The organism is Pseudomonas sp. A-R-19 (assembly GCF_019956575.1).
Taxonomy (GTDB): Bacteria; Pseudomonadota; Gammaproteobacteria; order Pseudomonadales; family Pseudomonadaceae; genus Aquipseudomonas.
In genome coordinates, this window is sequence record NZ_JAHBDR010000033.1 from 23,239 (window position 1) to 43,728 (window position 20,490).

The 20,490-nt window shown below is 57.9% G+C and carries 14 protein-coding genes and 4 tRNA genes; 11 read left to right on the forward strand and 7 right to left on the reverse strand.

Annotated elements, in window-relative coordinates:
• Positions 1-238: 238 nt before the first annotated feature.
• A complete protein-coding gene (gene pbpG / locus KGA88_RS03695) occupies positions 239-1,174 on the reverse strand; it encodes a D-alanyl-D-alanine endopeptidase (RefSeq protein WP_110659928.1) in 936 nt (311 codons plus the stop codon).
• A gap of 236 nt (positions 1,175-1,410) precedes the next feature.
• Positions 1,411-2,265 carry a bifunctional methylenetetrahydrofolate dehydrogenase/methenyltetrahydrofolate cyclohydrolase FolD gene (gene folD / locus KGA88_RS03700; RefSeq protein ID WP_223589051.1) on the reverse strand — a complete coding sequence of 285 codons (855 nt, stop codon included), beginning with the start codon at positions 2,263-2,265 and terminating at the stop codon, positions 1,411-1,413.
• A 273-nt stretch (positions 2,266-2,538) separates the two neighbouring features.
• On the opposite strand from folD, the gene KGA88_RS03705 reads away from it, so the two are divergent.
• The 11 genes from KGA88_RS03705 (at position 2,539) to KGA88_RS03755 (ending at position 12,972) form a co-directional block, all read left to right on the forward strand.
• Positions 2,539-2,615 (forward strand) — tRNA-Arg (locus KGA88_RS03705).
• A 32-nt stretch (positions 2,616-2,647) separates the two neighbouring features.
• Positions 2,648-2,723, forward strand: a tRNA-His gene (locus tag KGA88_RS03710).
• 57 nt (positions 2,724-2,780) lie between these two features.
• Positions 2,781-2,865: transfer RNA gene (locus KGA88_RS03715), tRNA-Leu, on the forward strand.
• A 77-nt stretch (positions 2,866-2,942) separates the two neighbouring features.
• Positions 2,943-3,018, forward strand: a tRNA-His gene (locus tag KGA88_RS03720).
• A gap of 385 nt (positions 3,019-3,403) precedes the next feature.
• Positions 3,404-4,714: a trigger factor gene (tig, locus tag KGA88_RS03725; protein ID WP_223589054.1), complete on the forward strand. Its 1,311-nt coding sequence runs from the start codon at positions 3,404-3,406 to the stop codon at positions 4,712-4,714.
• 93 nt (positions 4,715-4,807) lie between these two features.
• Positions 4,808-5,443, forward strand: coding sequence for an ATP-dependent Clp endopeptidase proteolytic subunit ClpP (gene clpP / locus KGA88_RS03730; RefSeq protein ID WP_015094302.1), 636 nt, complete (start codon positions 4,808-4,810; stop codon positions 5,441-5,443).
• Positions 5,444-5,554: 111 nt separating this feature from the next.
• Positions 5,555-6,838: an ATP-dependent Clp protease ATP-binding subunit ClpX gene (clpX, locus tag KGA88_RS03735; protein WP_007982210.1), complete on the forward strand. Its 1,284-nt coding sequence runs from the start codon at positions 5,555-5,557 to the stop codon at positions 6,836-6,838.
• Positions 6,839-6,998: 160 nt separating this feature from the next.
• On the forward strand, positions 6,999-9,395 hold the full coding sequence (gene lon / locus KGA88_RS03740) for an endopeptidase La (RefSeq protein WP_110657419.1): 2,397 nt from the start codon (positions 6,999-7,001) through the stop codon (positions 9,393-9,395).
• A gap of 150 nt (positions 9,396-9,545) precedes the next feature.
• Positions 9,546-9,818 (forward strand): HU family DNA-binding protein, encoded by a 273-nt coding sequence (locus tag KGA88_RS03745; RefSeq protein ID WP_002552737.1) that lies wholly within the window; start codon positions 9,546-9,548, stop codon positions 9,816-9,818.
• Positions 9,819-10,051: 233 nt separating this feature from the next.
• A complete protein-coding gene (locus tag KGA88_RS03750; protein ID WP_110657417.1) occupies positions 10,052-11,923 on the forward strand; it encodes a SurA N-terminal domain-containing protein in 1,872 nt (623 codons plus the stop codon).
• A 203-nt stretch (positions 11,924-12,126) separates the two neighbouring features.
• Positions 12,127-12,972 carry a DUF2242 domain-containing protein gene (locus tag KGA88_RS03755; protein ID WP_223589056.1) on the forward strand — a complete coding sequence of 282 codons (846 nt, stop codon included), beginning with the start codon at positions 12,127-12,129 and terminating at the stop codon, positions 12,970-12,972.
• A gap of 362 nt (positions 12,973-13,334) precedes the next feature.
• On the opposite strand, the gene KGA88_RS03760 is transcribed toward KGA88_RS03755, so the two are convergent.
• The 5 genes from KGA88_RS03760 to KGA88_RS03780 form a co-directional block, all read right to left on the reverse strand.
• Positions 13,335-14,384 (reverse strand): AraC family transcriptional regulator, encoded by a 1,050-nt coding sequence (locus KGA88_RS03760; protein WP_223589058.1) that lies wholly within the window; start codon positions 14,382-14,384, stop codon positions 13,335-13,337.
• A gap of 3 nt (positions 14,385-14,387) precedes the next feature.
• Entirely contained in the window at positions 14,388-15,518 is a 1,131-nt protein-coding gene (locus tag KGA88_RS03765) for a nitrilase-related carbon-nitrogen hydrolase (RefSeq protein WP_110657411.1), read from the reverse strand.
• 245 nt (positions 15,519-15,763) lie between these two features.
• Positions 15,764-17,092, reverse strand: a complete 1,329-nt coding sequence (locus KGA88_RS03770) for a TolC family outer membrane protein (RefSeq protein WP_223589060.1) — start codon at positions 17,090-17,092, stop codon at positions 15,764-15,766.
• Position 17,093: 1 nt separating this feature from the next.
• Complete coding sequence (locus KGA88_RS03775) at positions 17,094-18,434, reverse strand: HlyD family type I secretion periplasmic adaptor subunit (RefSeq protein WP_110657407.1); 1,341 nt, start codon at positions 18,432-18,434, stop codon at positions 17,094-17,096.
• Positions 18,435-18,440: 6 nt separating this feature from the next.
• Positions 18,441-20,177: a type I secretion system permease/ATPase gene (locus tag KGA88_RS03780; protein ID WP_223589062.1), complete on the reverse strand. Its 1,737-nt coding sequence runs from the start codon at positions 20,175-20,177 to the stop codon at positions 18,441-18,443.
• Between the last annotated feature and the right edge of the window lie 313 nt (positions 20,178-20,490).

Sequence of the window (20,490 nt, forward strand, 5' to 3'; positions counted from 1 at the left end):
TTCTGCGATGGAAAAAAGCCCCGAATGTTCGGGGCTTTTTTCGGGCCTTTCACTGGTTTGGAGGCCCCCTCATTGTCAACTCGGACGCGGTCTCTTGTAGGAGCTGGCTTGCCAGCGATGGTCGTGAACGATAACGCGTATGAACTGGATAAACGCGGTGCACTTGAGTCCATCGCCGGCAAGCCGGCTCCTACAGTTTCCCGGGAATGCGTGAAGATCCTTTTTTATTCGTCGTTGCTTACTTCGACGCTTCAACCACGCCGGTCTGGCGCTGCTTGAGGTTCTTGTCTGCCTTGTACTGCAAGGCTACGGAAGGCACGTCTGCGCTCTTTCCGCTTTCTACCCAATTACGCATGCGCGTGGCATCGGCAAAATGGGTGTACTTGCCATAGGCGTCAAGGATCACCAGGGCCACCGGGCGGTTACCCATTCGGGTCACCAGCACCAGGCAGTGACCGGCTTCGTTGGTGAAACCGGTTTTTGTCAGTTGGATGTCCCAGTCCGGCTTGCGGACCAAATGGTCGGTGTTGCGAAAGCCCAGGCTGTAGTTGGGTTTACGGAACGAGACGGTTTTTTCCTTGGTCGTGCTCAGCTCGGTCAGCAGCGGGTACTTGTGCGCGGCAATCAACAATTTGCTCAAGTCGCGAGCGGTCGACACGTTGCGCGGCGAGAGACCCGTCGGTTCGACGAAGTGTGTGTTGGTCATGCCCAGGGCCCTTGCCTTGGCGTTCATCGCGGCAATGAACGCGGCATAGCCGCCCGGATAGTGGTGCGCCAGAGTGGCGGCGGCGCGGTTTTCCGAGGACATCAGGGCAATCAGCAGCATTTCCCGGCGCGGCAGTTCGCTGCGCAGCTTGACCCGGGAGAACACGCCTTTCATTTCCGGTGTATCGCTGATGTTGACGTCGATGTATTCGTCCATGTTCTGCCGGGATTCAACCACGACCAGGCCAGTCATCAACTTGCTGACGGAGGCGATCGGCACCACTACGTCAGGATTGCTGGCATAGATGACTTTGTTGGTCTGCATGTCCAACAGCAAGGAGCTGCCGGAAGCGAGCTTGAGTGTGGTATCTCGCGGCGCAGCGGTGGTTTCGCCAGCGCTGGCGATTGGCGTGATGAAAGTCCCTGCAACTGCAATAAATAGGCTCAGGATGGAAAGACGGATTTTCACGCTGGCAGACTCGTAAAGTGTTGATAAGCCGTTTTGTAACGGGCTGTTTCCTGAAAAGCGCGACATTCTGGAGTATGGCTGAATAACTGTCGATGGTTGTTCAAGTAACAGGTGAAAGTCCTGAGAAACATGAAAAAAATGTCATTTTCCGGCGGATGGTCGAGATGTTTCGCAGGCAAAAAAAACCCCGCCAGGGGCGGGGTTCCTTGTTTCGCTGTCAGCGTCTGCGTTGAAACTCAGCTGTGCAAGGTTTCAGCGGCATACAGGGTGTTTTCCAGCAGGCAGGCACGGGTCATCGGACCTACGCCGCCCGGTACCGGAGTAATCCAGCCGGCGCGGGGCAGGGCGGTTTCGTAGATCACGTCACCGACCAGCTTGCCGTCGTCCTGACGGTTGATGCCGACATCGATCACGATCGCGCCTTCCTTGATCCATTCGCCCTTGACCAGGCCCGGCTTGCCGGCGGCGACGACAACCAGGTCCGCACGGCCGACATGGCCGGCCAGGTCCTTGGTAAAGCGGTGGGTCACGGTTACGGTGCAACCGGCCAGCAGCAGTTCCATGGCCATCGGGCGGCCAACGATATTGGACGCACCGACAACCACGGCATCCATCCCGTAGAGATCGGCCCCGGTGCTTTCCAGCAGGGTCATGATGCCTTTGGGGGTGCATGGGCGCAGCAGCGGAATGCGCTGGGCCAGGCGACCGACGTTATAAGGATGGAAACCGTCGACGTCTTTATCCGGGCGAATGCGCTCCAGCAGTTTGGAGGCGTCCAGGTGTTCAGGTAGCGGAAGCTGCAGCAGAACGCCGTCGATTGCAGGATCGTCGTTCAGGCGATCGATCAGATCGGTCAGCGCTTCTTGAGTGGTTTCGGAAGGCAGGTCATAAGCTTGGGATAGAAAGCCGACCTCTTCACAGTCTTTACGCTTGTGCGAGACATAAACCTGAGAGGCAGGATCGCTGCCGACCAGGATCACCGCAAGGCCGGGCGTGCGCAGGCCTTGCTGGCGACGCTCGGTGACACGTTGGGCGATCTGCTGGCGCAGGCTGGCGGCGATCGATTTGCCGTCGATTAGTTGTGCAGTCATTGCGCGTGATTAACCATCGAGAGGGGAAAAAAGAGAACGCATTCTCGCATGTCATGCGGTGAGGGCAAAGGCGCTTGGTCTGCAAATTCCCCTAACTCCTTTAATTAAATGAATTTTTTTTAAAAATGATTTGACGACCTTCAGGGGGCTCTATACTATTCGTCGCACTTGTCGGGCACAGCCTAGCACTGGTTAAGAAGGTTGAGCGGGATTACGGTTCTGCGAGACTGGAAAGCACTTAGTTTGTAGTCCTCCAAGGTTACAGCTAACAAGGCGCCCGTAGCTCAGCTGGATAGAGCATCCGCCTTCTAAGCGGATGGTCGCAGGTTCGAGTCCTGCCGGGTGCGCCATTAGGCAACTTTGGCACAAGTAGCGCGATATGGTGGGCGTAGCTCAGTTGGTAGAGCACGGGATTGTGACTCCCGTTGTCGTGGGTTCGATCCCCATCGTCCACCCCATATTTCGAAAGGCGCCAGATTAACAGTCTGGCGCCTTTGCTTTAAAAGGCTTCATCCGCGGATGTGGTGGAATTGGTAGACACACTGGATTTAGGTTCCAGCGCCGCGAGGCGTAAGAGTTCGAGTCTCTTCATCCGCACCAAATAAAGCTTCACTCAGGCTGTCGGCCTGGCTGGAGCTTCATAAAGAAGTTGTTTGGCTTCTTTAACAGGCAATATGGTGGGCGTAGCTCAGTTGGTAGAGCACGGGATTGTGACTCCCGTTGTCGTGGGTTCGATCCCCATCGTCCACCCCATATTTCGAAAGGCGCCAGATTGAAAAGTCTGGCGCCTTTTTTGTTTCAGCGGCCGCAGGTTCCGGGTCGCAGGGGTAGGGCGTTTCGTCGTATTTATGTTTCTCGATGATGCCGTCCTGTCCGCCGGCCTTGCTTGCGAGATCGGCTGTCAGGGAGATGATTGGCGACCTCTTCTATATAGGAAGGGTTGGCGCAGAGCCCTGGCGTGATTGGTTGTATTTGCCATCGGGGCGAGGTGCATTCGTGCATTCGCACCTATAAATTGCCTGCTGCTTTTTTACCCGTTTTCAGTAGGGTGACTTCTTGAGTTTGACCCACTAGAATGCATGCCCTTGATTCTGGGGTCGGAAACGGCCGGCTAACGTCTGTGCAACGAGGAATATCCATGCAAGTTTCTGTTGAAAATACTACTGCTCTTGAGCGCCGCATGAGCGTCACCGTGCCGGCTGAGCGCATCGAGAGCCAGGTCAACAAGCGTCTGCAGCAGACCGCCCAAAAGGCCAAGATTGCTGGCTTCCGTCCAGGCAAAGTGCCAATGAGCGAAATCAAGCGCCGTTTCGGTGCTGACGCTCGTCAGGAAGCTGTAGGCGACGTGATCCAGTCTTCCTTCTACGAAGCTGTGGTTGAGCAGAAGCTGAACCCGGCTGGTCAGCCTTCGATCGAGCCTAAGTCCCTGGAAGCGGGCAAGGACCTGGAATACGTAGCCGTATTCGAAGTGTTCCCTGAGTTCACCGTTGCCGGTTTCGAAGGTATCACCGTCGAGCGCCTGAGCGCTGACGTGGCTGACGCCGATCTGGACAAGATGCTGGACATCCTGCGCAAGCAGAACACCCGTTTCGAAGTGGCCGATCGCGCTGCCCAGAACGAAGACCAGCTGAACATCGATTTCGTCGGCAAAGTCGACGGTGAAGTGTTCGCTGGCGGTTCTGCCAAGGGTACTCAGCTGGTTCTGGGTTCCGGCCGCATGATCCCTGGTTTCGAAGATGGCCTGGTTGGCGCAAAAGCCGGTGAAGAACGCGTTCTGAACCTGACTTTCCCTGAGGACTACCAGAACCTGGACCTGGCTGGTAAAACCGCCGAGTTCACCGTGACCGTCAACACCGTTTCCGAGCCAAAGCTGCCAGAGCTGACCGAAGAATTCTTCGCTCAATTCGGCATCAAGGAAACCGGTCTGGAAGGCTTCCGTGCCGAAGTTCGCAAGAACATGGAGCGCGAGCTGCGTCAGGCGATCAAATCCAAGGTCAAGAATCAGGTAATGGATGGTCTGCTGGCCACCAACCCGATCGAAGTGCCAAAGGCTCTGCTGTCCAATGAAGTTGACCGTCTGCGCGTGCAGGCTGTTCAGCAGTTCGGCGGCAACATCAAGCCTGACCAACTGCCGGCCGAGCTGTTCGAAGAGCAAGCCAAGCGTCGCGTAGTGCTGGGTCTGATCGTGGCTGAAGTGGTCAAGCAGTTCGACCTGAAGCCTGACGAAGCCCGCGTTCGCGAGATGATTCAGGAAATGGCTTCGGCCTACCAGGAGCCTGAGCAAGTTGTGTCCTGGTACTACAAAAACGACCAGCAACTGAACGAAGTTCGTTCGGTTGTGCTGGAAGAGCAAGTTGTGGATACTGTTCTGCAGAAGGCTAGCGTGACCGACAAGTCGGTCTCTTACGAAGAAGCAGTCAAGCCGGTAGAAGCACCACAAGCCGACTGATCACTTTTGCGGTAAGAAGCAAACACCATAAGCCAGCCTTCGTGCTGGCTTATGCGTATTCAAGACATAACTATTTGGGAGTGACTGCAGAGCATGTTCCGTAATTCGTATATTCAGCAGAACTCTGATATCCAGGCCGCAGGCGGCCTGGTCCCGATGGTTGTCGAGCAGTCCGCTCGTGGCGAGCGCGCCTACGACATCTACTCGCGCCTGCTCAAGGAGCGAGTGATCTTTCTGGTTGGTCCGGTAGAGGACTACATGGCCAACCTGATCTGTGCGCAACTGCTGTTCCTTGAAGCGGAAAACCCGGACAAGGACATCCATCTCTATATCAACTCCCCGGGCGGTTCGGTGACGGCGGGCATGTCGATCTACGACACCATGCAGTTCATCAAACCCAACGTGTCGACCACTTGTATCGGTCAGGCGTGCAGCATGGGCGCATTCCTGCTGACGGCCGGTGCCCAAGGCAAGCGTTACTGCCTGCCGAACTCGCGTGTGATGATTCACCAGCCACTGGGCGGTTTCCAGGGCCAGGCGTCGGATATCGAAATCCATGCCAAGGAAATCCTCTTTATTCGTGAGCGTCTCAACACGCTGATGGCCAAGCACAGCGGGCGCACTCTTGAAGAAATCGAGCGCGACACCAACCGTGACAATTTCATGAGTGCGGACGCCGCGCGTGAGTACGGGTTGATCGACGAAGTGATCAGCCAGCGCCCTGCTTAAAATAAGCAGCTCAAAATAGGGTTGGTCGGCAGGTCCGACACCTGCGGGCTTGAAAAAGCCCGCAATAGCCTTCATCTTGTGTTGCAAGCCTATCGGATTTGGATCGAACGAATGACTGACACCCGCAACGGCGAGGACAACGGCAAGCTGCTCTATTGCTCCTTCTGTGGCAAAAGCCAGCATGAAGTGCGCAAATTGATTGCCGGCCCCTCGGTCTTTATCTGCGACGAGTGCGTCGACCTGTGCAACGACATCATCCGCGAGGAGGTGCAGGAAGCACAGGCCGAAAGCAGCGCGCATAAATTGCCTTCGCCTAAAGAAATCAGCGGCATCCTTGATCAGTATGTGATTGGTCAGGAGCGTGCGAAAAAGGTTCTGGCCGTAGCGGTGTACAACCACTACAAGCGCCTTAATCAGCGTGACAAAAAGAATGACGACGTCGAACTCGGCAAGAGCAACATCCTGCTGATCGGCCCGACAGGCTCGGGTAAGACCTTGCTTGCCGAAACACTGGCCCGCTTGCTGAACGTTCCGTTCACCATCGCTGACGCAACCACCCTCACCGAGGCAGGTTACGTGGGTGAGGATGTCGAGAACATCATTCAGAAGCTGCTGCAGAAGTGCGATTACGACGTAGAAAAAGCCCAGATGGGCATTGTCTATATCGATGAAATCGACAAGATTTCGCGCAAGTCTGACAACCCGTCGATCACCCGGGACGTTTCCGGTGAAGGCGTGCAGCAGGCCCTGCTCAAGTTGATCGAAGGCACGGTTGCTTCCGTTCCGCCTCAAGGTGGTCGCAAGCATCCGCAGCAGGAATTCCTGCAGGTCGACACCCGTAACATCCTGTTCATCTGCGGTGGTGCGTTCTCTGGTCTGGAAAAGGTTATTCAAAACCGTTCCACCAAGGGCGGCATCGGCTTCAACGCAGAAGTGCGCAGCAAGGAAGAGGGCAAGAAAGTCGGTGAGTCCCTGCGTGAAGTCGAGCCTGACGATCTGGTCAAGTTCGGTCTGATCCCGGAATTCGTCGGTCGTCTGCCAGTCCTCGCGACGCTGGACGAGCTTGACGAGGCTGCATTGATGCAGATCCTCACCGAGCCGAAAAATGCTCTGACCAAGCAGTATGCCAAGCTGTTCGAGATGGAAGGCGTTGATCTGGAATTCCGTTCCGATGCTCTGAAATCGGTCGCCAAGCGTGCCCTGGAGCGTAAAACCGGTGCCCGTGGCCTGCGTTCGATTCTCGAAGGTGTATTGCTCGATACTATGTATGAAATCCCCTCGCAATCTGAGGTGAGCAAAGTAGTGATCGATGAAAGCGTGATAGAAGGCAAGTCCAAGCCACTGTATATCTACGAAAACAGTGAGCCGACCGCCAAGGCCGCGCCAGACGCTTAAGCGTCACGCAGCCGGTACAAAGAAGGGGCCTTCGGGCCCCTTTGCTTTTTGCGCGTTTTACACAGTCTTTGTGCTTGTTTTTTTTGAAGGCTACCCCCATCTTGGTTTCAAGCTTACTTCCATCTGTTTCCGGCCTTATGGCCGCCGTAGAGGCGAAATCATGAAGACAACCATCGAATTGCCTCTCCTGCCATTGCGTGATGTCGTTGTGTATCCGCACATGGTTATCCCGCTGTTCGTGGGGCGCGAGAAATCCATCGAAGCCCTCGAGGCTGCGATGACGGGCGACAAGCAGATTTTGCTGCTGGCCCAGAGAAACCCGGCTGACGATGATCCCGGTGAAGATGCCCTGTATCGCGTTGGTACAATTGCCACCGTTCTGCAGCTGCTGAAGCTGCCTGACGGCACGGTCAAGGTTCTGGTCGAGGGTGAGCAGCGGGGCGCCGTGGAGCGCTTCAGCGAAGTGGACGGCCACTGCCGTGCCGAAGTCTCCCTGATCGACGAAGTCGACGCGCCAGAGCGCGAGTCGGAAGTGTTCGTTCGCAGCCTGCTGTCGCAGTTCGAACAATACGTGCAGTTGGGCAAGAAAGTCCCGGCTGAAGTCCTGTCGTCGCTCAACAGCATCGATGAGCCAGGCCGCCTGGTCGACACCATGGCCGCACACATGGCCCTGAAGATCGAGCAGAAGCAGGAAATCCTCGAAATCATCGATCTGTCGGCCCGGGTCGAGCACGTCCTGGCGTTGCTGGATGCCGAAATCGATCTGCTGCAAGTTGAAAAGCGCATTCGTGGGCGCGTCAAGAAACAAATGGAGCGCAGTCAGCGCGAGTACTACCTGAATGAGCAGATGAAGGCCATTCAGAAAGAGCTCGGCGACAGCGACGAGGGTCACAACGAAGTCGAAGACCTGAAAAAGCGTATCGATGCCGCTGGCCTGCCGAAAGACGCGCTGGCCAAGGCGACGGCCGAACTGAACAAGCTCAAGCAGATGTCGCCGATGTCCGCGGAAGCGACCGTGGTGCGTTCGTATATCGACTGGCTGGTTCAGGTGCCGTGGAAGGCCCAGAGCAAGGTGCGCCTGGACCTCGCACGGGCAGAAGACATTCTGGATGCCGACCACTACGGCCTGGAAGAGGTCAAGGAGCGCATCCTCGAATACCTCGCCGTGCAAAAACGCGTGAAGAAAATTCGTGGTCCGGTGTTGTGCCTGGTCGGTCCTCCGGGGGTGGGTAAAACGTCCCTGGCGGAGTCGATCGCTCACGCCACCAACCGCAAATTCGTGCGCATGGCCCTCGGTGGCGTGCGTGATGAAGCGGAAATTCGTGGTCATCGCCGTACTTACATCGGTTCGATGCCAGGAAGATTGATTCAAAAGATGACAAAAGTGGGTGTCCGCAACCCGCTGTTCCTGCTCGATGAAATCGACAAGATGGGCAGCGACATGCGTGGCGATCCGGCATCGGCGTTGCTGGAAGTGCTCGATCCCGAGCAGAACCACAACTTCAACGATCACTATCTGGAAGTCGATTACGACCTGTCCGATGTGATGTTCCTGTGCACCTCGAACTCGATGAACATCCCGCCGGCGTTGCTGGACCGGATGGAAGTGATCCGTCTGCCGGGCTACACCGAAGACGAGAAGATCAACATTGCCGTCAAATACCTTTCGCCGAAGCAGATCACTGCCAACGGTTTGAAGAAAGGCGAGCTGGAATTCGACGCCGAAGCGATCCGCGATATCATCCGTTACTACACCCGCGAAGCCGGTGTGCGTGGGCTGGAGCGCCAGATTGCCAAGGTTTGCCGCAAGGCGGTTAAAGAGCATGCACTGGAAAAACGCTTCTCGGTGAAGGTCACTGTGGACGATCTGGAGCATTACCTCGGCGTGCGTAAATTCCGCTACGGCCTGGCCGAGCAGCAGGATCAGATCGGTCAGGTGACCGGCCTGGCGTGGACTCAGGTGGGCGGCGAGTTGCTGACCATTGAAGCCGCTGTGGTACCGGGCAAGGGCCAGTTGATCAAGACCGGTTCCCTGGGGGACGTGATGGTCGAGTCGATCACCGCTGCCTTGACCGTTGTTCGCAGCCGGGCGAAGAGCCTGGGCATTCCCCTGGACTTCCACGAGAAGCGCGACACGCACATCCATATGCCGGAAGGGGCGACCCCTAAAGACGGCCCTAGCGCTGGTGTAGGCATGTGCACGGCCCTGGTTTCGGCATTGACCGGCATTCCGGTACGCGCGGATGTGGCCATGACCGGCGAAATCACTTTGCGTGGTCAGGTACTGGCGATTGGCGGTTTGAAAGAAAAACTGCTTGCAGCGCACCGTGGCGGAATCAAGACGGTGATCATTCCTGAAGAGAATGTGCGCGATCTCAAAGAGATTCCGGACAATATCAAGCAGGATCTACAGATTAAACCGGTTAAATGGATTGACGAGGTCCTGCAAATTGCGTTGCAATACGCGCCGGAGCCCTTGCCGGACGTGGCTCCGGAGATAGTCGCGAAGGATGAGAAACGCGACGCAGATTCTAAGGAAAGAATTAGCACGCATTAGTACGTATTTACCTGGGGGGGCTTTCTTGACAGCTTTTTAGAGCCCTTGTTATAAAGCGGCTCTTAAGTGTCTGTAGGCCATTCAGCACTCGTTTTTGCTTTCACCAAAAAAACTTAGAATCATACTCAAATAGATATAAGGGGACTTAGAGTGAACAAGTCGGAACTGATTGATGCTATCGCTGCATCCGCTGATATCCCGAAAGCTGCTGCTGGCCGTGCGCTGGACGCTGTAATCGAATCCGTCACTGGCGCTCTCAAGGCTGGCGACTCTGTTGTTCTGGTTGGTTTCGGTACTTTCTCCGTAACTGATCGCCCAGCTCGCATTGGTCGTAACCCACAGACCGGTAAGACGCTGGAAATCGCAGCAGCCAAAAAACCAGGTTTCAAAGCCGGTAAAGCACTGAAAGAAGCTGTCAACTAAGTTCGATTCAGGTTTTTACCCATCCGGGTCGGGGTCATGCCTGACTTGGCAGCGGAGCGGCAGTCCTGACTGCAGGTCGCCGGTTCAAGACACCGAGGGTCGCCAGTTCGAGCCCTCGATCCGCTCCGCCAGTTACGAGAAGGCGCATCCTCGGATGCGCCTTTCTTCTATCCGGATTCTACCCACGCTCCACGGTTGCCTAATTTTGAAGTTCAACCGTTTCTGGGGGACGCATGCTGCAGAATATCAGGGACAATTCACAAGGCTGGATTGCCAAGACTATTATCGGGGTCATCGTTGTTCTGATGGCCTTGACCGGTTTCGACGCCATTTTCAAAGCCACGTCGCACAGTAATGATGCGGCCAAGGTCAACGGCGATGAAATCAGCCAGAACGAGCTGAGCCAGGCGGTCGATATGCAACGCCGCCAGCTCATGCAACAGCTGGGCAAGGATTTCGATGCTTCCTTGCTGGATGAAAAAATGTTGCGTGAATCGGCTCTCAAGGGCCTGATCGATCGCAAGCTGCTGCTGCAAGGCGCAGAAAAATCGAAGTTCGCTTTTTCCGAAGCAGCGCTGGATCAGGTCATCCTGCAAACACCAGAGTTTCAGGTTGATGGCAAATTCAGTTCCGATCGTTTCGATCAGGTGATTCGCCAACTCGGCTATACCCGCATGCAATTCCGCCAGATGCTGGCTCAGGAAATGCTGATTGGTCAGCTGCGTGCCGGCCTGGCAGGTAGCGGTTTCGTGACCGATGCACAGGTACTGGCGTTTGCCCGTCTGGAAAAACAGACCCGCGATTTCGCCTCCCTGAACATCAAGGCCGACCCGGCAGCCGTGAAGCTGACCGACGATGAGGTCAAGGCCTATTACGACGAACACGCCAAGGAATTCATGACGCCGGATCAGGTGGTCATCGATTACCTCGAGCTGAAGAAGGCTTCCTTCTTCGACCAGGTCAGCGTCAACGACGAAGACCTGCAGGCGGCCTATCAGAAAGAAATCGCCAACCTGTCCGAGCAACGCCGGGCTGCGCATATTCTGATTGAAGTGAACGACAAGACCACCGAGGCGCAAGCCAAGGCGAAGATCGAAGAGATCCAGGCCCGTCTGGCCAAGGGTGAGCAATTCGAGGCGCTGGCCAAGGAATTCTCCCAGGATCCTGGTTCGGCGAACAACGGCGGCGACCTGGGTTATGCCGGTCCTGGCGTCTACGACCCGGCGTTCGAAAAAGCCCTGTATTCGTTGACCAAGGACCAGGTCTCTGCACCGGTTCGCACTGACTTCGGTTTCCACCTGATCAAGCTGTTGGGTGTGGAAGCACCAGAAGTGCCAACGTTCGCCAGCCTGAAAGACAAGCTGACCCGTGGCCTGAAAACCCAACAGGTCGAGCAGCGTTTCGTTGAGGCGAGCAAGCAACTGGAAGACGCCTCGTTCGAAGCGTCCGATCTGGCTCAGCCGGCGCAGGACCTGAAACTGACCGTGCACACGTCCAAGCCGTTCGGCCGTGAAGGCGGTGAGGGTATTGCCGCCAACCGTGCCGTGATCACTGCCGCGTTCAGCCCGGAAGTCCTGGATGAGGGCGCGAACAGCACCGCCATCGAGCTCGATCCGGAAACCGTGGTCGTGTTGCGTGCCAAGGAGCACCTGAAGCCTTCGCAATTGCCGCTGGAAAGCGTTTCTGCCGCGATCCGCGTGCAACTGGCCAAGGAACACGCCAGCGCCGATGCCAAGACCAAGGCTGAAGCCCTGATCGCCGGCCTGCGCGATGGCAAGACCCCGTTGGATCAAGCGGTCGACGGTCAGGCCTGGAAAGTCACTGAAGCGGCGACCCGCGCTCAGGAAGGGGTTGACCCTGCTGTGCTGCAAGCGCTGTTCCGCATGGCGAAGCCTGCGGCCAAGGACAAGCCGACCTTCACCAGCGTGACGCTGGCGGACGGCAGCCTGATGATCGTGCGCCTCAATGGCGTGAACGAAGCAGCGGCGCCGACCGAAGAAGAGAAAGCGCAGTACCGTCGCTACCTCGCTTCGCGTATCGGCCAGCAAGACTTTGCGGCGTATCGCAAGCAGCTGGAAAGCCAGGCAGACATCAAGAAATACTGATGCCTGAACAGGTTTAGCGCAGCACAGGAGACCCCGGCCGAAAAGCCGGGGTCTTTTTGTTTGGCCGTACGTCATTTGCCGCGGTGACGTTTGTGCAAAACCGGGGTCAATCAGCCTGTAACTGTTTTAAGACACGATCGATGCTCCGCTAAGCATCGATCTGTTGCACAATACGCCCCGTACCGTTTTCCTCAGGATGTTCAATGTTTAAATCATTTCCCATGCGGGTTGTCGGGCTGGCTGCCGTGCTTGCCACTGCGGCCGGTTGTTCATCGAACAAAACCGCCATCTATGAGCATGAGAACTTCGATGATTCCGGGACCTTTTCCCGCAACTATCCGGTCACCGATACCCAGAGCTGTGAAGCGGCCCGTCGCGCCTTGCTGAGCCAGGGTTACATCATCACCAGCAACGATTCGAAGCTGGTCAGCGGTCACAAGAGCTTCCAGCAGACCGGCGAGAACCACATGGAGATCAGCTTCAGTGTGGTCTGTACCGATGACGGCAGCGAAGGGCATCACGCGACGGTGTTCGCCAACGCCCTGCAGGATCGTTATGCGCTGAAGAAGACCAACAACTCCGCCAGTCTCGGTGTGGGTGTATTGGGCTCGGTATCGATGCCGATCGGCTCTTCTGATGACTCGATGGTCAAGGTCGCCAGCGAAACCGTATCGTCTGCCAAGTTCTACGAGCGCTTCTTCGCGCTGGTCGAACTGTTCCTGCCGCCGGAAGCGAAAAAGGCTGCGCACATCACCGAAAAGCCGAAGACGGACCTGGGCATGCCTGAACCCAAGGCCGCTCCGGCACCACTGGCGCCAGCCCCGGCGGCGGCACCCGCTGTAGAGCCGGCAGTGTCTGCACCTGCGCCGGCCGAAGCGATGCCTGTCTCCTCCGAGCCGGTTGCCCCGCCTCCTGACGCAGCACCGATCACACCGGTCGAGAGTATCGCGCCCGTACTGTCCCCGGAAATCGTCACGCCACCGCCGAACCCGACTGACTTGCCACCGCCGAGCGAATCCATTCCGGCGATGCCTGTCTCTGGCCAGTGAGGGTGTCTGCACAGGATCGGCTCAGATGACCCGATCCTGTGGCCACTCCAATGATTGACCCGCATCAGGCAAGTCCGCAGTTCTGCGATTTCCCGCGAAAAAACCAATGATAAATTCCTGACCAACTGCTACGTTTTATTCAGTAGCGACGGAGTGTCGTGTCCGCGTCATTTTTCTTTCACGCGGGCACTTTATGCTCAAGGGGCTGGTCATTTATTCAAGCGTTTTCAATGTATGTCGGGGGGATCCAAAAATGGACGATTATCAAGAAGAGCTGCTCGAGTACCAGGCTTTCGAACTGGACCCACTGGAGCCGGCGGAAGACGCTACAGAGCTTTAAAGCTTCAACTTGTCGCTTGCAGCTAGACGCTTGAGGCTGTTTCTCTATGGCTTCGGCGAAATTCGCCGGGTGTCTGCCCGTTCCAGCGTTTGAATGCGCGTTGAAACGCTTCGGCTGAGGCAAAGCCCAGCAGGTAGGCGATCTCTCCGAACGCCAGCTCTGTGTCGCGTATGTAAGTCATGGCCAGGTCGCGGCGGGTGTCGTTGAGAATCGCGCGAAATTGCGTGCCTTCTTCGACGAGCTTGCGGCGCAAGGTCCAGGTCGGCAGCTTCAGGCGTGCCGCCACCTCCTGCAGGTCGGGTTCCCGGCCGCCATTAAGTAACGGTCCCAGCAGCGCGATGATGCGCTCCCGCAGGCTGCGGGTGCGTGTCAGTTGCTCCAACTCCTGCTCACACAGTTGCAGCAAATGTCGCCAGGTGCTCGGGCAATGCTCGGGGTTGCGCTGGGCGAGGCTTGCCAGGCCCAAGCGCAGTTGATTGCGTTCACTGCCAAACTGAATCGGACAGTCACCCAAAACGTCATAGGCCGCACGGTAACCGGGTTCTTCGAATTCGATCTCGATGCGTTCGGCGCGCAGTGGGGCCGGGCTGACACTGGATAACTGCTGTAACCAGCCGGCGATGATCGAATCGACCACGAAACGGTTGTAGGCGTTATAGGGGCTGATCGAATAGAAACGCAGCCAGGCGCCCTGGGCGTCTTCGTGAAAACTGGATTGACCCCGATAATTTGAACCATACAAGGCTTCGAAGCGAATCAGGCAGCGCGCGGCTTCACGCACTGTCGGCGCCTGGGCGGCGGTGACCCCGGCCAGGCCTGCCTGGCTCAGGCGACTGAGCTGCCCCATGCGCAGGCCAAGGGCCGGGTTGTCGGTCAGTTGAATGGCGCTGTGGCCCAGGCGCATGTAGCGCGGTATCGACAGGCGGGCACCGGCTTCGCTCAGGCGCGCGGCATCGAGGCCATATTGATCGAGCAGGGGCTGCGGATCGACGCCATGACTGCGCACGGCATCGGCCAGGCTATGAACAAAGCCCACCGACAGATTGCCGAGGCGCATCGGTTGCGGTTTCATGGCTTACAACCAGAGGTTCAGCAAACGCGCGCCCTGGGCATTGCCGTCGGCAAAGTGCTGGCCGTTGCGGCTGAGGAAACTGTGCCCGGCGCTGCCCTGATCCCAGAATTGACCCCGCAGGAACACACTCATGCCCGCGACAGCCTGACTGGCCGGAATCCGGGTCGAGAGGGTCAGGCGCTGCCAGGCCTGGCCTTCACTGACTTCTCCAGGCTTCAAGTCAACCGTGGCTGGCTCTGATGACCCCCTGTAGCCACGCCACGGCTGATCCCAAGTGCCACGGCCGGCAACAAAGGCCGGTACCGCCACCAGTTGAACGCTCTGGTCGTTGAGCCTGAGGTAGTTTTCCGGGTACCAGCTGTCGTGGCCGATCAATACACCCAGCCTTCCTGCGGGAGTATCAACGACATTGAGCGCGTGCTCGCCGTTCGCCTTGATCCCGTTCTGTTGTGCGAAGAACGGGTGCATCTGGCGCTGGGGCTGGCCGATTGGCTGGCCATCGTTGTTGAACACTACACTGCTGTTGTACAGCGCACCGCGGCCGATTTTCAGGGTGCCGTCGATGATGCTCGGTTCGGGCAGCACAATGGAGCCTGCGACCAGTGTCACGTGGAATTCCCTGGCCAATCCTCCGAACAGTGCCTGGTAGTCTCTGGCCATCGCCTTGGCTTTCATGCGCAGATGGGCATCGTCCAGGCGGTTGCCACCTTCGGCGCTGATCAACGCCTTGGCGAACTTCAGGGGATTGCTCACCGCCAGCCAGTTCATGGCCTCCTTGAGGGTGCTGGCCTGATACAACTCATCCTTCTCGCCGCTGACCATCAGCCAGGTCCCGACGTGTTCCGGCAGCACGACGACGGTCTTGCCGTTCAACAAACCCTGGTCCTGGGCAGCTTGCAGATAGGCCGCGAGCTTGCGATGCAAGCGCTCGGGGCTTTGATAATCGGTAGGAAACAGTTCGGGCTGAATGCCCAGCAAATTGCCACGATCGGCAGGCGTACCCTGGTCGACAGCCAGATTGATCCGCAGGTCCGAAAGGTAATGGGCCACCGGCCGGTCCGCAGCCCACATCGCGTAGGTCGTGAGGGCGGCGAGCAATGCCATGGAGAATGTCAGGTACAAAAGTTTGCGCATGGGGAAACAGTTTACAGCCTGGAGCCGGGCGTGGCTTTTCATTTGAAACCGGATCGAGCATAAAGGGAATCAAGGGCTTGGTGGGCAAATTTCAACGCTGACGTATTTTTTGGCTGGAGGTCACACGGACCCTTGTAGGAGCGAGCTTGCTCGCGAGGGACGTCAACGATAACGCGTGTGAACTGGATAAACGCTGCGCACTTGAGTCCATCGCCGGCAAGCCGGCTCCTACAGGTATTGCGTTACTACTTGGTGACCAAGAGTTCCGGGCCGAGGTAGTTGTTGATCTGGTCGATGTCGTCGTCGCCCAGGCTGCCCACCGAAGAGGCCAGGCGCAGGCGCGACATCAGATAGCGCACCTTGGCATCGAACAGATCGTGACGTGCAACGAAGAGCAGCTCTTCGGCATTGAGGACGTCGGAGTTGGTGCTGGTGCCACCTTCCTTGAAGCCCTTGCGTGTCGAAGCCAGTGAGCGCTCGTTGGACGCTACGGCCGTCTCCAGTGCGCGAATGCGTTTGGCGCCGCTCAGTATGCCTTGATACTCACGGGTGGTTCCGGTGATGACTTCCTGTCGCGCGGCGTCAAGTTCATCCATAGCCTTGTCGCTATTGGCACTGGCCTGGCGAGTCAGAGCGCTGACGCCGCCACCGCTGTACAACGGAATATTGACTTCCAGCCCGACCGAGCCGTAGTGGTTGCGTTGATTCAACTCGGAAAGCGATTGGCTCTCACCCGCGGTGTAGCCGGCGATGAAATCCAGTGTTGGCCAGTGGCCTGCGCTGTTGCGCTTGACTTCTTCTTCGGCGAGGTCGCGGCTGTAACGGCGTGCATGGATCAGCGGGCTATCGGCCTGGGCCCTGACCAGCCAGTCCTGCAGGTTGCTTGGTAGCAGCGGTGGTGTATCGAAGGTCGGACGCAAGGTGGTCAACGATTCAGGGGTTTCACCGATGTATTCCTCGAGTTTGCGACGCGCGTTGACCAGATTGTCCTGTGCTTCGATCAGTTCAGCTTCGGCGAGGTCGCGGCGAGCGGTCGACTCGTCGATGTCGGTGACGGTGCCAGCCCCCAGTTCCATGCGCCGTTTCGCCGAGGCGAGTTGCTCATCGAAGGCGGTCAGCTTGGACTTGGCCAGGGTGATGGTTTCGCTGGCCAGGAGCACGTCGAAATAGCTTTCGGCCAGGCGCACTGCGGCGTCCTGGCTCTTGGCATCGAACACCGCGTCGCTGTAGTCGGCGCGCTGCTGACCCTGGCGGTACTCGGCCATTTTCTGTTTGTTGAACAGCGGTTGGCGCAGGCGCACGTTGGCGCCCTTGGAGTCGTAGTGCAGATCGTTGTCGATTTTGTTCTGGGTTTGGGAGCCATTGACCTTGTTGTGGTAGCCCGAGGCATTGATCTGCGGTAGCAGGCCGGCCTTGCCGATGGCGCGGTTTTCGCCGCCGGCCTCTTTTTCATGCACGGCGGCTTTGTAGATAGGGCCCTGGTACTGCAACAGATCCCAGGCTTGCTTGAGGTCCATGGCGTTGGCCGGCAGGGCCAACCCCAGCAGGCAGAAAAGCAGGCAATGACGGTCCATTTCATTGTTCCTTGAATGAGCTGTCCACACGTTCGAGCATTGGTTTAAGAAGATAGCTCATCATGTTGCGTTCGCCGGTCTTGATGGTGACGCTGGCGGGCATGCCGGGGCGAATGTGATTGCTGCCAAGCAGGCTCATGCCGTCGGGCGTGACTTCCACCTGGGCCAGATAGAACGGTTGCTTGCTTTCCTCGTCCATCAGGCGGTCGGCGGAGATGGTCATCACGCGGCCGGGGATGTTGGGCGTCTTGGCATGGCTGAAGGCCGGGAAAGAAATGTCCACGGGCAGGCCGGGGACCATCTTGTCGATGGCCTGCACGGGAATCATCGCGTCGACCTGCAGCGGTTGGTCGAGTGGAACGATTTCCATGATCTTGAAGCCAGGCTGAATGACCCCGCCGACGGTGGCAATGCTCAGGCCCTGGACCATGCCGTCGATTGGCGAGCGAATCACCGTGTGGGTCACTTCATAGTCGAGTGAGCGCAAGCGGTCGGCCAGTGTGGTGTTTTCCTTGGCGGTTTCAGTCAGCTGCGATTCGACTTCCTTCAGGTAATCGTGCTGGCGCTGCAGGATGCGCAGCTTGATTTCGGTGGTCTGGCTACGTATGCGGGCGATGTTGTTGAGGTTCTCGGCCTGGCCGGCGGAGAGGTCGGCATTGCTGCGTTCCAGTTCGAGCAGGCGGTTGCGTGGCACATAGCCTTCGGCCGACAGCACGCGGGTGCCTTGCAGTTCCTGATTGAGGAAGTTGATCTGCGAGGCGCGGGCGGCATAGACCTGCTGCAGGCCCTTTTGTTGCACTGCCGATGCCGCCAGGTTCTCCTGCAGGATGCTGATTTCGCCAGCGAGACCGATACGGCGAGTGTCCAGCAGGCGCTGTTGCAGGTCCATGGCGGCCTCAAGGCGGTAATCACCCTTGAAGCGCTTGAGCAGTTCGGGATCGAAGGTCACCACATCGCGACCGTCACGTTCCGCTTCCAGGCGGTTTTCCACGGTCTTGCTGACGATGTACTGGGCGCTGATTGCACCCTCCTCGGCAAGAGCACGCAACGAGTCGAGACGGACCACTTCCTGTCCTTTTTTCACCAGGTCGCCTTCGCGAACGAGAATGGCCTCCACGGTCCCGCCGCTCAGATGCTGCACGGCTTTGCGATTGTTGGTGACTTTGACCGTGCCTGTCGCAACCACGCCAGCATCCAGCGGCGCCAGCCAGGACCACAGGAGGAAACCGCCGAAGCCGGCGAGCACCAGCCACACGCCCCAGCGCGCGGGTTTACCGACGTCCAGATCGACTACGCTGCGGGGATCGGCAGGAATCATTTCGGTGTGTTGGCTCATTTGCATGATCGATCACTCCCGTGCTTTGACGGAGGCCAGCGGAGTCGACGCGCCTGCAGGCATCACACTGGCCTTGCGCAGCGCTGCGAATACTTCATCGCGCGTGCCAAGCATCTGCACGCCGCCGTCACGCAGCATCAGCACCTTGTCGACGGCGCAGAGTACGTTGGGACGGTGGGAAATCAGGATGACGGTGGCGCCACGAGCCTTGAGTTCGGCCAGCGCATCGACCAGGGCTTTTTCGCCGATATCATCAAGGTTGGCGTTCGGCTCATCCAGCACGATCAGGTTGGGCTCGCCATATAGGGCGCGGGCCAAGGCGATACGTTGCTTCTGGCCACCGGAAAGCGGGCTGCCATCGGTGCCCAGGCGGGTGTCATAACCCTGTGGAAAACGCAGGATCATTTCGTGCACGCCAGTGATCTTGGCGGCGCGGATGACCGCTTCGCTGTCCACTTCGCCAAATCGCGCAATGTTGTCGGCAATGTTGCCCTCGAACAGCTCCACATCCTGTGGCAGGTAGCCGATCCAGGGGCCAAGTTCGGCCTTGTTCCAGGTGAATATGTCCGCGCCGTCCAGGCGTACCTTGCCGGCCTGCGTCGGCCAGACGCCAACCAGCAGGCGGGCGAGGGTGGATTTGCCCGAGGCGGATGGGCCGATGATGCCCAGGCTTTCGCCGGGGACCAGGCTGAAGCCCACACCGCGCAGAATCGTGTTGTTGGTACCGGGGGCACCTGCATACACATTCTCCACCGCCAGCATGCCCTGTGGCCGCTGCAGCGACATGCTCGGTGGCCGGCGCGGGTAATCAGCCAACATCTCATTGAGCCGGCCCCAGGCCGAACGGCAGCCCAGCAGTTGCTTCCAGGACGCGATGACCTGTTCCACCGGGCCCAGTGCACGGCCGGTGAGGATCGAGCAGGCAATCATCATCCCCGGGGTGATCTTGCCTTCGATCGCCAGCAGCGCGCCGGCGCCAAGGATCAGGGATTGCAGCGTGATCCGCACGAAACGCCCGGTGCTGCTGATCAAGGCAGCGCGGTCGGAGGCCAGGGTCTGCATTTCCAGAATGCGCAAATGGCTCAGGTACCAGCGCTTGCTGATCGACGGCAGCATGCCCATGGCCTCGATGACCTCGGCATTGCGCAGGTTGTTGTTGGCGTATTGGGCGGAGGACATGGCGGCCTGGTTGGCTTCGGCCAGCGGCCTTTGCGTCGCCTTTTCAGTGAGGTACGCCAGGCCCATCAGGATCAGCGAGCCGACCAGGGTGAGCAGTCCGAGCAGTGGGTGGATCAGATAGGCGACCAGCAGGTAGATCGGCGTCCACGGTGCATCGAAGAACGCGAACAGGGAATTGCCGGTGACGAACTGACGAACCTGGGCGAGGTCTTGCAGGGCCTGGGCCGGATTACCGCCGGCGCGGCTCAGGTTGCGCTCGAATGCTGCGTTGAAAATGCGCCGGTTGAGGTCCATGTCGAGGCAGTTGCCGACCCGGATCAGAACCCGGGTGCGGACCATCTCCAGCGTGGACATCAGCAAGAACAGACCCACTACCAGCACAGTCAACATCGTCAGCGTCGTGACGTTGCGACTGACCAGGGCTCGATCATAGACCTGCAACATATAAATAGCTGGCGTCAACATCATGACGTTTATGACGCCGCTGAACCCCGCCAGAGAGTAAAAGCTGCGGCGCATGCGAAAAAGGGCGTCGGCCAATTCGGAACGGATGCTCGACTGCTTGGGCATGGTGATCCTCCCACTGCGAAAAGCCGGTTGCCCTTGCGGCGCAACAGCTAACAGTAAATGTAGTTCCTTTAAGCGCTTATGCACACGCAGGCTGGTCGCTCTGTGGATGGCGAGTCTTCCGAAATCGCTGCGGTGCTCCCTTATGCAGGAGCGTAGGTGGCGGCGAAACACTCCGAAATAACATTTCGCTCTATACCTGCACTCAACTTTCTATATGTCTTTTAAAAACAGCTAGTTGTGCGCCTCAAACACCAGTCGTCTGTTTTAGCGACGTAATATTGACAAAGGTTTGCTATGGAACTTTAGTCTTAGT

Bases quoted from the DNA above. Each gene is read 5' to 3' on its own strand.
- folD (WP_223589051.1), bottom strand. From the start codon at position 2,265: ATGACTGCACAACTAATCGACGGCAAATCGATCGCCGCCAGCCTGCGC.
- tig (WP_223589054.1), top strand. From the start codon at position 3,404: ATGCAAGTTTCTGTTGAAAATACTACTGCTCTTGAGCGCCGCATGAGC.
- clpP (WP_015094302.1), top strand. From the start codon at position 4,808: ATGTTCCGTAATTCGTATATTCAGCAGAACTCTGATATCCAGGCCGCA.
- clpX (WP_007982210.1), top strand. From the start codon at position 5,555: ATGACTGACACCCGCAACGGCGAGGACAACGGCAAGCTGCTCTATTGC.
- lon (WP_110657419.1), top strand. From the start codon at position 6,999: ATGAAGACAACCATCGAATTGCCTCTCCTGCCATTGCGTGATGTCGTT.
- KGA88_RS03750 (WP_110657417.1), top strand. From the start codon at position 10,052: ATGCTGCAGAATATCAGGGACAATTCACAAGGCTGGATTGCCAAGACT.
- KGA88_RS03755 (WP_223589056.1), top strand. From the start codon at position 12,127: ATGTTTAAATCATTTCCCATGCGGGTTGTCGGGCTGGCTGCCGTGCTT.
- KGA88_RS03760 (WP_223589058.1), bottom strand. From the start codon at position 14,384: ATGAAACCGCAACCGATGCGCCTCGGCAATCTGTCGGTGGGCTTTGTT.
- KGA88_RS03765 (WP_110657411.1), bottom strand. From the start codon at position 15,518: ATGCGCAAACTTTTGTACCTGACATTCTCCATGGCATTGCTCGCCGCC.
- KGA88_RS03770 (WP_223589060.1), bottom strand. From the start codon at position 17,092: ATGGACCGTCATTGCCTGCTTTTCTGCCTGCTGGGGTTGGCCCTGCCG.
- KGA88_RS03775 (WP_110657407.1), bottom strand. From the start codon at position 18,434: ATGCAAATGAGCCAACACACCGAAATGATTCCTGCCGATCCCCGCAGC.
- KGA88_RS03780 (WP_223589062.1), bottom strand. From the start codon at position 20,177: ATGCCCAAGCAGTCGAGCATCCGTTCCGAATTGGCCGACGCCCTTTTT.